Source organism: Labrenzia sp. 5N (genome assembly GCF_012395805.1).
Lineage (GTDB): Bacteria > Pseudomonadota > Alphaproteobacteria > Rhizobiales > Stappiaceae > Roseibium > Roseibium algicola.
The window spans coordinates 257,542-270,177 of the sequence record NZ_JAAZTM010000005.1 but is presented as its reverse complement, the minus strand read 5'-3'; the positions used below and the strand labels follow the sequence as shown (position 1 = coordinate 270,177).

10 protein-coding genes are annotated in these 12,636 nt (G+C 60.5%); 6 read left to right on the top strand and 4 right to left on the bottom strand.

The genetic code is table 11. The features are described from left to right. Positions 1-16: 16 nt before the first annotated feature. The 3 genes from HEP89_RS08685 to htpX form a co-directional block, all read right to left on the bottom strand. On the bottom strand, positions 17-1,774 hold the full coding sequence (locus HEP89_RS08685) for a heparinase II/III family protein (RefSeq protein WP_208984644.1): 1,758 nt from the start codon (positions 1,772-1,774) through the stop codon (positions 17-19). A gap of 128 nt (positions 1,775-1,902) precedes the next feature. Then, positions 1,903-3,279 (bottom strand): transcription antitermination factor NusB, encoded by a 1,377-nt coding sequence (locus tag HEP89_RS08680; protein WP_168691794.1) that lies wholly within the window; start codon positions 3,277-3,279, stop codon positions 1,903-1,905. A gap of 164 nt (positions 3,280-3,443) precedes the next feature. Next, positions 3,444-4,421 (bottom strand): zinc metalloprotease HtpX, encoded by a 978-nt coding sequence (gene htpX, locus HEP89_RS08675; protein WP_168691793.1) that lies wholly within the window; start codon positions 4,419-4,421, stop codon positions 3,444-3,446. A gap of 156 nt (positions 4,422-4,577) precedes the next feature. Here htpX and HEP89_RS08670 point away from each other — a divergent pair, with 156 nt between their 5' ends. Continuing rightward, on the top strand, positions 4,578-4,841 hold the full coding sequence (locus HEP89_RS08670) for a DUF1674 domain-containing protein (protein ID WP_023002557.1): 264 nt from the start codon (positions 4,578-4,580) through the stop codon (positions 4,839-4,841). A gap of 67 nt (positions 4,842-4,908) precedes the next feature. On the opposite strand, the gene HEP89_RS08665 is transcribed toward HEP89_RS08670, so the two are convergent. Next, positions 4,909-5,565, bottom strand: a complete 657-nt coding sequence (locus HEP89_RS08665) for an SGNH/GDSL hydrolase family protein (protein ID WP_168691792.1) — start codon at positions 5,563-5,565, stop codon at positions 4,909-4,911. A gap of 92 nt (positions 5,566-5,657) precedes the next feature. Here HEP89_RS08665 and HEP89_RS08660 point away from each other — a divergent pair, with 92 nt between their 5' ends. The 5 genes from HEP89_RS08660 (at position 5,658) to HEP89_RS08640 (ending at position 12,520) form a co-directional block, all read left to right on the top strand. Further along, on the top strand, positions 5,658-6,731 hold the full coding sequence (locus tag HEP89_RS08660; RefSeq protein WP_139314140.1) for a peptidoglycan-binding domain-containing protein: 1,074 nt from the start codon (positions 5,658-5,660) through the stop codon (positions 6,729-6,731). A gap of 98 nt (positions 6,732-6,829) precedes the next feature. Then, positions 6,830-8,065 (top strand): aminotransferase class I/II-fold pyridoxal phosphate-dependent enzyme, encoded by a 1,236-nt coding sequence (locus HEP89_RS08655; RefSeq protein WP_168691791.1) that lies wholly within the window; start codon positions 6,830-6,832, stop codon positions 8,063-8,065. Beyond that, positions 8,062-10,806 (top strand): DNA translocase FtsK, encoded by a 2,745-nt coding sequence (locus tag HEP89_RS08650; RefSeq protein WP_168691790.1) that lies wholly within the window; start codon positions 8,062-8,064, stop codon positions 10,804-10,806. Before HEP89_RS08655 ends, HEP89_RS08650 begins: the two co-directional genes overlap by 4 nt. Before the next feature lie 84 nt (positions 10,807-10,890). Continuing rightward, positions 10,891-11,538: an outer membrane lipoprotein carrier protein LolA gene (locus HEP89_RS08645; protein ID WP_023002553.1), complete on the top strand. Its 648-nt coding sequence runs from the start codon at positions 10,891-10,893 to the stop codon at positions 11,536-11,538. Positions 11,539-11,557: 19 nt separating this feature from the next. Next, a complete protein-coding gene (locus tag HEP89_RS08640) occupies positions 11,558-12,520 on the top strand; it encodes an ATP-dependent carboxylate-amine ligase (protein ID WP_168691789.1) in 963 nt (320 codons plus the stop codon). The last annotated feature ends 116 nt before the right edge of the window (positions 12,521-12,636 follow it).

Sequence of the window (12,636 nt, the reverse complement as noted above, 5' to 3'; positions counted from 1 at the left end):
CAAAAGCGGAAGGTCTCTATTCTTCCAGCGGGAGTTCGTCCGGCTCGTCAAAATCGCTGGTGCCGCGCCGGCTGAGTTTGGCGGTCGCCGTCTTGCGGAACTGCCACCCCACGGAGGGGGCCTCGAGCACGGCACCGGAGATCACGATCTGCTCGGTCTTGCGGTGGCCGTAGACATCCGAAAGATAGATGCTTTCTTCCAGCATGACCTCGGTCCCGGGCGCTTCGAATTCCCAGGCTTCGCCGTCCCGGCACACCAGGAGCACCGCTGATCCGCCGCGGATGAGCGAGCTGCGCAGGCCCGGATGCAGGTGAAAGCGGATTGCGTAGCGGTTTTCGCTGTCCACAGGTCCGATTGCCGAAAACGTGTCGATGCCGTCCAGCACCGTGCCGTCGCCTGCAAGGCGAATGTCGCGCTCATGCAGGACATGGAACTCGCTGGCATAACCATCATGGGAGGCAGTGATCCGGCTGCCGGCCGCATCGTCTTCCCGTTCAACCGGCACCCTGACCGGACCGGACAGGATGGGTGCGCCCAGAATATGCCCGAACGGCCGGTTCGACAGGAACCGGCAGGAGGACGTATCCTCGATCACCGCCGTGGAATGGGCAGGTGTCGAGCGGCTGACCCGGCGCCAGGCCGGATTGGACTTGGGCGAGACGCCGCAATTGACGACGATCCGGTTGTTGCCGGAGGAGAATTCGAACGAAAGACAGCCTGCATGAGCGTCGCCGGAAACGCCGATGGCCGGGGCAGGGCCGGTGTCGATCAGGACAACGGAATTACCACCGGTTAAGCGCTGATAGCCCGAATGCGGTGCATTCTGCGGTGGGGCGCCCCGTGCATCGTCATAGGCAAGGATGGTGGCGACAAGGTCGCTCGGCGTCGAGCCCATGCCGTTGAAATGGGCAAGGGCCCCGTCGCCATGACGGAAGAAGCGCAGCAGTGGCATCATCCGGTCCACCGACTGCACCATCGCCGGCGGCACCTCCAGCCCTTGCGCAACGAAGGCCTGGCGAACCGGCAGCAGGTCCGCGAGAATGTCGATCAGCGCTTTCGGATTGCGCGAGATGTGGCCGCCATCGGGCAGGATCTGGCGTGTCAGCTCCTGATCGAGACGCCGGATGCTCTGGCGTGCAAAGCGGCCCTGTCCGGCCATGGAAATACAGGCGGATGCCATGGCGAGGGCGGCATGCAGGCGCTCGACGCCGTCTTCCGTTTCATTGATGGTCTGGCGCAGGTAACGCACCTGGCGGGCCAGCGACCGCACGAAACTGCGGTAGAACTCGTGATCGCCGTCCTGAAGAATGAAGGGCGAATGCGCCAGCCAGGACAGAATGCGGCGGGTCACGACCGACGCTTCCCAGCCGATGTCGTGCCAACGACCACAGAACTTGATCCAGTCCTCCACCAGCGCCCGGGCATTTTGCCGGGAAATCTGGCTGTCGGCGGCGCGGAGGTCCCGCATCCAGCCGAAGCTGTGAAGCTCACGCTGCCAGTCCTCGTGAACGGCCTGAAGCTCGAACGGAGATCTGCCTTGCGTCTCCACCAGATGGCCGGAGAACAGGAAGCGGCCGCCGTAGATATCGGCAGCATTGGTCGCGTCGGCAGTGCGCAGATCCTGCGGCGCGATGAGCAGGCGCGCAGGCACAGCCGAAAACGGCTGCATGCGGAACAGCGGCCCGCCATGCATCCATTTCAAGGAGCGTTGCCAAATATGCAGGGCCACAAGCCGCCAGATGCGGCTTCTTTCACTCAGGCTTGCAGTATTCACCAAACCATCTCCAAAACTGATGGTTTCTGCGCGTTTATGGGGAATCTCCGGTGTCTAATTCAGGAAACGAACCATTAAGGTTAGCATTTCATTTAAAGAATCATTGCAAGTGAACAGTTTATTCCGCGTTAAAACCGGCGGAACCTTGCGGCAAAAAAGCCGTCCATGCCCTTGCTTACCGGATCCACGGCGGCGCTATGGCAGGGCAGACAGCGAAGATAACCTTCATTTGTGACACATTCGGCAAGGCCGCCCACCTCTGAGGCCTCGACCGGAACCAGTTCGATTTTTCCGGCCTGCCGCTCCAGAAAACCGGCCACCTGGGCTTCGCCTTCCGCCGCTTCCAGCGAACAGGTACAATAGACGACCAGCCCACCCGGCTTGACCCAGCCCATCACCCTGTCCAGCAATTCGCTCTGGATTTCCGTCAGTTTTTCAATGTCGTATGGCTTCTTGATCCAGGGCACATCGGGATGCCGGCGGATCGTGCCTGTCGCGCTGCAGGGCGCATCGAGCAGGATTGCATCAAAGAGCTCCTCCGGCTCAAAAGCCCGCAAATCCGCCGCAACCGTTTCAACACTCAGGCCGAGCCGCGTCATGTTTTCTTCAAGACGTTTCAGGCGCGCCTTTGAAATATCGACCGCGGTTACGCTTGCACCCGTGGCCGCCAATTGTGCGGTCTTGCCGCCCGGTGCAGCGCAAAGATCGGCAACACGCAGACCCTTCACGTCACCAAGAAGCCGGGCGGGAAGCGCCGCGGCGGCATCCTGCACCCACCACTGGCCGTCGCCATAGCCTTCAAGTGCATCGACAGCGCCCTTGCGCACGAGGCGGATGCTGCCCGCACCCACAATCTGGCCGTCCAGTTTCCGGGCCCATTCTTCCGGATCCGCTTTCACCGACAGATCCAGCGCCGCTTCGCTTTCGTGAGCCCGCGCGATCTCGCGCGCTGTCTCCACTCCATAGGCTGCCTGCCAGCTTTCCATCAGCCAGTCCGGTGTGTTCAGCACCGCCGGATCAAGATCACCGGTCACTTCGTCCCGCTCGCGCCCGAGCCGGCGCAACACACCGTTGACCAGGCCCTTGTAAGGACGAGCCCGGCGGTCGAGACCGGCATGATCAACAGCAAGAGAGACGGCAGCACGGTCCGGAATGTCGAGAAACAGCATCTGGGCAATGGCCACATGCAGGATATCCAGGATTCGGCCCGTTTTTTCCGGGATCGGCCGATCAAGCAACCGATCCAGGATTTCAGCGATTTCACCCCGATGGCGCAAGGCTGCACCGATGATTGCGCGAACCAGCGAACGATCGTTACCGGCCAGCACCCGAAATCCGGAGTGGCCTGACGTGATATCCAGCTCGCCATCGAGAGGCCGTTTCTTGTGAACGACATTGCCAAGAATATCGGCAGCCACCTTGCGTGCGGCAAACCCCGGCTTTTCGGCCTGTTCGGGTGCCGGTTTGCCTGAAGGCTTCTGTTTGTTGTTCGGCCGTTTGGTCAAGGCTCAATCCATTCACGCGCCCGGCCCTGCTGTTACGGCCGGTATCAAAATCAAGCGCCGCAGACCGGTCTGCCGGTCGCGGCGCATCTGGTCATAGTAAAGCCGGGTGGTCATCCGGCAAAGTTGTTTTTGTCAAAGAAGCTGACGTTCCGGGGGACTGTTGCCTATCCCCACGGCCCTTTTGGACGGCGCGGTGCGGAGGAAGGCCCCGTCGGATCGGCGCCGCTCCACGGGCCGGCCTGCTGTGGAGCCTGGCGGGTAAACGACATGGGACCGCTTCTGCCGCCCCTGCCACCGGTGCCCAGACCTGCATCCGACAGCTTGCGCAGTTCGTCGATCCGGTTCTGGGTGTTCGGGTGGGTGGAGAACAGATTGTCCATCCGCTCGCCTGACAGCGGGTTCATGATGAACATATGTGCGGTTGCCGGGTTCGCTTCCGCGTCCGGGTTATGGATGTGCTCCACCCCGCGCGAGATCTTCGCAAGTGCTGAAGCCAGCCACATGGGTTCGCCGCAGATCTGGGCGCCCATCCGGTCGGCCGCATATTCGCGCGTCCGGGAGATCGCCATCTGCACGACCATTGCCGCCAGCGGTGCCACGACCATCATCAGGATAACCCCGACGATGCCCAGCGGATTGTTGCGGTTGCCGCCGAAGAAGAAGGCAAAGTTGGCCAGCATGGAAATCGCACCGGCGATTGTCGCCGTGATCGTCATGATCAGCGTGTCGTGGTTCTTCACATGGGCCAGCTCATGGGCCATCACACCGGCAATCTCCTCGGGCGTCAGCATGTCGAGCAGGCCGGTCGTTGCCGCAACGGCAGCGTTTTGCGGGTTGCGGCCGGTCGCAAAGGCATTCGGCTGCGGATTGTCGATGATGTAGACCTTGGGCATCGGCAGCTCGGCATTTTGTGCCAGCTGCCGTATCATCCGGTAGAAGTCCGGCGCTTCGCGCTCTCCCACCTCCCTGGCATGATGCATGCGCAGGACCATCTTGTCCGCGTTCCAGTAACTGAACAGGTTCATGGCAGCCGCAATGAGCAGTGCGATCAGCATGCCCGACTGACCGCCGATCATGAAACCGATCCCCATGAACAAGGCGGTCATCCCCGCCAGAAGCATTGCCGTGCGAATGTAGTTCATCGCCGCTTGTTTCCGTTTCTGTCCTGTTTTCGACTGCTTGCAAGAAGGCGCTTAATGGCCTTTGTATCCGTCCAACAGATGGGGAGTGCTGCCATTCTTGGCAAGATTACCCTATATACGCCAGACAAGACTGCAAACTGAACGACCCGAAGAGCCATGACAGAAACACCGGATAACCCGACGAGCCGCTACAGCCAGAACGAGGCTCCCTCCCTGAAGACCAATGTCGAGGAAGCGCCGAAGCGGAAATTCGAGGACCTGCCACCTGCAGCCCAGCGCGCCCTCAAGGAAGCCGAAGAACGACGCAAGGAAATCGACGCAAGACAGCAGAACATGGCCGAAGAGGTCAACGGACGCGGCGGCCTGGAACCCACCCGCTACGACGATTGGGAGATCAAGGGACTGACCTCGGATTTCTGAGGCAATGTTCAGCCGCTCTGCCTGTCGGAGACAGCTCTAACGGCGGCAGGCAATCCAGTCTGCCAATTCAGTTTGCCAGCTTGCGCACTTCCGCTGCCACTGCCCTGGCGAGATCTGCCTGTGGCTCCGCATCGAAATGGACGGCATCAACCGGGCTGGCGGAAATCACCGATCCAGCATCGAAGAAAGCTGCGCCATATTCGGCCGCTTTCTCCCGGTAGCAGGCGGCCAGGCGATGGGATTCCGTGACGCTTTGTTCGCTGAACTGTGCCACGAAGGGTGTACCTGCCAGCGGTGCCAGCGGCGGCGGTGACATCAGCAGCACCTTTGGCGCCCGGCCTTCGACATCGTCGGTTGGCCTGCGGGCCAAATCCAGCAAGCGCCCCATGGCAATCGCGATTGTTTCAGCGTTCATGCCGAAACGGGCCTGAAGGTCGTTGGTGCCGAGCATGATGATCAGAATGTCTATTGGCATATGCGTCTTGCGAACGGTCGCCAGATGCGCAAGACCGTTCTTGTCGCCCTTGACCGGATCCTCGAACACGGTTGTTCGGCCGTTGACGCCTTCTTCGGCCACATAAAACCCGTCACCGAGTTCTTTCTGCAGAAGCCGGGTCCAGCGGATGTCGTGGCCATACCTGGATTTGTCGACCGGATTGAATCCCCAGGTGAGAGAATCGCCGAAGCAGACGACGCTTATCGGATTTTTTGTTGTTTTCGACATCGTATAACCTGTTAAGGTGAGCTGCCTTTTTTAAAGACACCAAGCAAAATTGTATTTTTTACCGATTATCTGCTCTCAAGCACGAGAACAAAATGCCTTTTACAATTATGTCAATTCAGTTCTCCGTCGGAGATTCAGACGCATACAATTTCTACAACGACGTCACCATCGTTCAAGGACTTCTGAACGACCACTATCAGGAAAACGCAGCTTTTGCCGCTGCTGTCGGTGACCGGCTTTCGGTTGACGGCGATTGCGGATCGCTGACCAAAAGCGCAATCCGTTCCTTTCAGACAGTGGTCATGCGCAAAAGCGCGGGTTGGGCAGACGGTCGTGTTGATCCTGGCGGGCAAACCTGGCGCGCGCTGAACGGCAACCTTGCGTCGGTCGGGGCCATAAGTCCCGCTCCGCTGGACCAGAGCACTCTCGGTACCATAGAATCTTCACTTGGCAATTCCGGGTCCTATGCAGTGTTCCGGCAAGGCAATTACGCCACGCACCTGGGCAACAGCTCTCGGTATGATTCCAACAAGAACGATACAATCGACGCGGACGACAAGTTTGCGACCATCGCCAGCCACGGCTGCTGCTTGTGCACGCTCACTATGGCGGCAACCGCAATAGGCAACCGGGTGCCTTCCTATTGGCCGGAAGGTATCACGCCCAAATCGCTCACACCGCTAATTGCCAATACCATTTGCAAGAACGCGGGCGCCTATACTGGCTACAGCTTGAACATGAGCACGGCAGCAAATGCGCTCGGCATGCTGGGAACCCACTACGGCTTCGGGTCAAGCCTGCCGTCCAACGCCGTCGATATTCTTCTGGGGCATCTGGCCGGTGGTAATCCTGTAGCGCTGCATGTCGATTACAAGAAAGGTGGCAGCGGCGATCACTGGGTGCTGGCAACGCGGAAAATTAACGACTTTGAAGCAGATGTGGAGGCGATCGACCCGGCCTCTGGCGGACGGATGAAATTCACCCGGATGAACGTTTTCAACAGCCGCTACAACGACCAGGGTCCGGAGGAGAAAAAAGGCATCCTCTTCGGAATTCCCGCATTCGGGGGCACCGCAAGCCAGTCCAGACGGGACAAGCAGTTCGACTACATCGTCGTGCGTTTCATGACGCTGAGATCCTCGGCCGGAATATCCGGTGTCTATTGACGCATTTCCTGTACCCTGCCCCGCTTGGTTAATAAGGGATTTACCACACTGGCTATAGGGTCTGAGCAAAGTTATGCGTAACGAGTGCCGGATCATTCATGCTTGCCAGCAAAAAAGCCTACCAGCGCGGTGTGTCCCTGCCGAGCTCCAATCCGTTTCAACGACTTGCCGAACTCCTGAGCGGCGAGACGCCGGGGCTTGACCCGATTGTCATGACGATTGGCGAACCGCAACACGCCATTCCTGATTTTACCGCGGAAGTTCTGGCTGAAAATATGGCCGGTTTCCGCCGTTATCCGCCGATCGACGGCTCGCCTGAATTCCGTTCGGCCGTCGCATCCTGGCTGGATCGCCGATACAATCTGGGTGGGTTGATCGACGCCGACCATGGTGTGCTGCCGCTGAACGGGTCTCGCGAAGGACTTTCCTTCGGCGCCATTGCCGCGCGTGATCAGCTGAACAAGGGCCTGGACCACCCTGTGGTGATTCTGCCCAACCCGTTCTACCAGACCTATGCTGCCGCAGCGCATGTCGCCGATGCGGAGGCCGTGCTGCTCGACGCGGTAGCGGGAAACAATTTTCTGCCGGATCTCGACAGCCTCGATGCGGAGCTGCTGGAAAGGACCGTCGCCTTTTATGTTGCCTCGCCCACAAATCCGGAAGGGTTTGTGGCCGATACCGCCTATTGGCAGCGCCTGATCGGTCTCGCCCGCAAGCATCGCTTCTATATCTTTGCAGACGAATGCTATTCGGAAATCTATCGCGAGACGCCGCCAATCGGCATTCTGGAAGCGGCCAGGGATCTGAATGAAGAGCAGGGCGGTGGCTTTGCCAACATCATCGTCCTCAATTCGCTGTCCAAACGCTCCAACCTGGCGGGCCTGCGCTGCGGCTTTGCGGCAGGCGATCCCGAGTTCCTGAAAAAATGGGCGAAGTTCAGAGGCCTTGCCGCACCGCAGGTGCCGCTGCCGGCACAGGCAGTTGCTGTCCGGGCCTATCAGGACGAATCCCACGTCATTGAAAACCGCAGGCTCTACAACGAAAAATTCGAAGCTGCCGAAAAACACCTCGGCCCGATCCTTGGGCCGGTCACGCCTGACGCCGGGTTCTTCCTGTGGCTTGATATCAGCCGCTGGGGTGGCGCCGTTGCGGTCACAAAAGCCCTCTGGACCGAAATCGGACTCAAGGTGCTGCCGGGCAGCTACCTCGCCTCGGACCAGTCGGACGGCAGCAATCCGGGGCGGAATTATATTCGCATCAGCCTGACGGCTCCTCTTGAGCAGACAGAGATCGCTCTGGAGCGTCTGGCAAAATGGTTGGGGGACAAGGCATGAGGCGGGCCAGCGCAGTTCGCGGCAACGGCCGCAGATCTTCGGTTGACCTACTGGACACCGAGAGCCCACTGAAGCGGTTCATCCGGCGCAATCTTGTCGGGGCCGCGGGTCTCGGTATCATCGCGCTGGCGGCAATGCTCGCGGCAAGCCTTGCCACCTGGTCCGTCAGCGACCCGAGCTTCAATCATGCCACCGGTGGCCAAGTGCGCAACGCCCTTGGAACACCCGGCGCTGTTCTTGCAGACATTCTGATGCAGACAATCGGCCTGGCGACGGCCGTGTTTCTGATTCCTCTGGTTCTGTGGGGCTGGCGGCTTCTGACCGGCCACGCGCTTGGTATCGGCCGCAAGCGCCTGGTCTACTGGCTGATCGGTACAAGCCTTGCCGCAGGTGCCCTGGCGTCGCTGCCGGTTCCCGAAAGCTGGCCGCTGCCAACCGGTCTCGGCGGCTTTTTCGGCGACACCGTTCACCATTTGCCTGCACTCGTTACCGACAACATGACAAGCGGCGCCGCCACGATCGTCGGCGTGCTTGGTCTTGGCGTACCGGCTATCCTGTGCCTGCTGGCAGCTGCCGGTTGGCTGGGCAGCATCGGCGCTCCGTCCGAACGGATCGAGCCGGTAGCCGGCCCTGTCGGTCACGGCAAGGCCGCCGAGCATGAACTCGACTTTGACGACGACGATGGCGAGTCCCGCATCGGTATCTTCATGAGTGCCTTCGTCGGCCAGATGGAGCATTTCGGTCTTCAGGCTGCTGCACAGGTGCGCCGGTTGACCGGCCTGAAGCGCAGCCAGACCCAGGATGAAGAAGAATACTGGGACGAGGATGAGGACGACACCGACTACGAGCCGGAAGACACTCGCCAGGGCAGCCGTCTGAAGGCATTCCGCAAGGCCCTTGCCGGCCGGTTGATTCCGCAAGATGACGACGGCCTGGACGACTTCTACCAGCGTGGCCGTCATGCGGACGACGGAGACGAATCTTACGCGGAAGAATACTACGACGAGGAAGGCGATACCTTCGAGCCGGACGATCTGATGATCGACAAGGGGCCCGTCAACGGTCGTCCCGCGGTCCCGGTCGGCATTGCCGCGCCGGAGGCTCAGCAAGCGCCTGCGCAACCGGCAGCGAATGGCCGCGTCATTCCGCAGGCACCGCGTCCGAAACAGAGCAAACGTGCGATCGAGGAAGCACAGCCATCCTTCCTCGGAGCCCCGGAAGAGTACGAATTGCCTCCGTTGCGGCTGCTGGCCGAGCCGAAGGTTGCCGGCAAGGTGCCGGGTCTGTCCGCCGATGCGCTGGAGCAGAATGCCCGCATCCTGGAAGGCGTGCTTGAGGATTTCGGCGTTCGCGGCGAAATCATCGAGGTTCGCCCCGGTCCGGTCGTGACCCTGTACGAACTGGAACCGGCACCTGGCATCAAGTCCTCGCGTGTCATCGGTCTTGCGGACGACATCGCCCGCTCCATGAGCGCGATTTCCGCCCGTGTTGCGGTGATCCCGGGCAAGAACGCCATCGGTATCGAACTGCCGAATGCCCGTCGTGAGACGGTTTACCTGCGTGAACTGCTGGCCGCCCAGGACTTCGAAAAGTCCAAGGCCAAGCTGGCGCTGGCCCTGGGCAAGACCATCAACGGCGAAAGCGTTGTCGCGGATCTGGCCCGCATGCCTCACCTGCTTGTGGCCGGGACCACCGGCTCGGGCAAGTCGGTCTCGATCAACACCATGATCCTGTCGCTGCTCTACCGGCTGACACCCGAGCAGTGCAAGATGATCATGATCGACCCCAAGATGCTGGAACTGTCGATCTACGACGGCATTCCGCATCTGCTGACACCGGTTGTGACCGATCCGAAGAAAGCCGTCGTCGCCTTGAAGTGGACCGTCCGCGAGATGGAAGACCGCTACAAGAAGATGTCCAAGATGGGCGTCCGCAACATCGACGGCTACAACACCCGCATCAAGCAGGCGCTGGAAAAGAACGAAACATTCACCCGCACCGTTCAAACCGGCTTCGACCGCGACACCGGCCAGCCGATCTACGAAGAAGAGCAGCTGCCGCTCGAGGCGATGCCGTATATCGTCGTCATCGTCGACGAGATGGCCGACCTGATGATGGTGGCAGGCAAGGACATCGAAGGTGCTATCCAGCGGCTGGCACAGATGGCCCGTGCCGCCGGCATTCACCTGATCATGGCCACGCAGCGGCCGTCGGTGGACGTCATCACCGGCACCATCAAGGCCAACTTCCCGACCCGTATCTCCTTCCAGGTGACGTCGAAGATCGACAGCCGCACCATCCTGGGTGAAATGGGCGCCGAACAGCTTCTGGGCATGGGCGACATGCTCTACATGGCCGGCGGCGGGCGCATCCAGCGTGTGCACGGGCCCTTCGTCTCCGACGACGAGGTCGAGGATATCGTCAAGCACCTGAAGGTTCAGGGCACGCCGCAATATCTGGAAGCCGTGACCGAGGAAGATGACGAGGCCGAAAGCCCCTACGACGGTGGCGGCGGACTTGCCGGCGGCGACGAGGGCAACGATCTGTACGACAAGGCGGTTGCCATCGTGCTGCGCGACAAGAAGGCGTCGACCTCCTATGTGCAGCGGCGCCTTTCGATCGGCTACAACCGTGCTGCTTCGCTGATTGAGCGGATGGAAAACGAAGGCCTGATCAGCGCCGCCAACCATGCCGGAAAACGCGAAATTCTCGTGCAGAACGGCGTGGAAGAAGATTTTTGATGGTAAACTGCCAAAGCTTTGCCACACACGCTCCCTAGCTAGGGGGAAACGTGTCACACAGAGAACGATTTAGGACATTGCATCATGCTGAAACGCTTCGCTTCCCGCCTGATCAAACCTATGCTGGCAGCTGGCATTGCTGCGGCTCTGTCCCTGTCGGCACTGCTGCCCGCCGCGGCGCTGACCGAGCAGGAACAAAATGCCCTCAGGGATCTCAACTCCTATTTCAACTCGGTGAAGACCATGCATGGCGACTTCATCCAGTTCGGTCCTGACGGAAACCAGTCCGACGGCAAGTTTTACATGGCCCGCCCGGGCAAGGTGCGCTTCTACTACAACAAGCCTTCCGTCCTCGACATTGTGGCCGACGGCAAGTCGGTGTCCGTGCGCGACCGCAAGCTGAACACCCAGGACATCTGGCCTCTTGGCCAGACGCCGCTGCGCTTCCTGCTGTCCGACGACATCGACCTGCAGAAGGACACCAACGTCACCAACGTTCTGGTGGAAGAAGACCTGATCACCGTCACGATCCTGGACAAGACCAAGTTCAATTCCGGTACGCTGACGCTGATCTTCGATGCCAAGGACTACGCGTTGAAGCAGTGGACCGTTACCGACCAGCAGGGCTACGACACCTCCGTTGCGGTCTATAATGTTGTGTCCAACGGCCCGACCAATCCGGACCTTTTCAAGATCGATTATCTGGCCAACGCCCGCCAGAAAAACAACTGACAGCCCGGCTGGCCCCAGCATGACGGAAACGGCCGGCCGGCGCGCACTCGTCTTTGACCTGCTTGAGGCCTATTGCGCCCGCAAAGGCTACCGCCTGACGGCGGGCGACGCCCATGGCCATGCCGGCATGGTCGAACGCCCGTCCGGCAAGCGCTGGTTCTTCAAGGGCACAAGGTTCGACCTCAACACGCTCGGCGCAGCGGAAATCGCCACCGACAAGGCCTATGCCGCGGCCTTTCTGAAGACCGCAGGCCTGACAGTGCCGGACGGACTTCTGGTTTTCGCACACGACATCCGCATGGGCCGAACTGCGCTGCAAGACCTTCTGGATTTTGCCGGGGACCAGGGGTTCCCGCTTTACGTCAAACCGAACTGTGGTCGGGAAGGGCGGGACGTAGTGCGGGTCGACACCAGTCACACCCTTCAAACGGCCCTGCACACCCTCGCCAAGAGCAACGACCAGCTGCTGGTGCAACCGGAAATCCGCGGACAGGAACTGAGAATTATCGTTCTGGACGACGATGTGCTGTGCGCCATCGAACGCCATCCGCCTCAGATCACGGGCGACGGTCATCGCAGCATTGCCGAGATCATCGGCGCCGATCCGCGCTTCGACGCTGCCGACCCCCGCCTCGTCCTCGAACTGCAGCAACAAGGGCTGATGCCGGAAACGGTTCCCGCGCTAGGCCAGACGGTCACGCTTCTGCCCGTGGTCAATCTGTCCGCGGGCGGCACGGCCAGAATTGTCACCGGCTCGCTCGCCCCGGACCTTGCAGCCCTTGCCCGCGAGGCCGCACAGGCCCTGTCTCTGCGCTATGCCGCCGTTGACCTGATCTTGCCAACTGCGGCCAACGCAGAACCTGTTGTCCTGGAAGTCAACGCCGCGCCAGGTCTCGGCAACCTTGCCCGGCAGGGGTCTGAAGAGACCGAAGCGGTGAAGCATATCTACGAGCGTGTGTTCGAAGCGACATTCGCCGAATAGATCCCACTGACCCCGGGAGCCCTGCGCGTCTAAGCGCCTGGGAAGGCTGCGCCAAAGCAGGCTGCCGACAAAACTTGACCTTGGCGGGTGGGTTTTCAGATCCTACATGGAGCTCC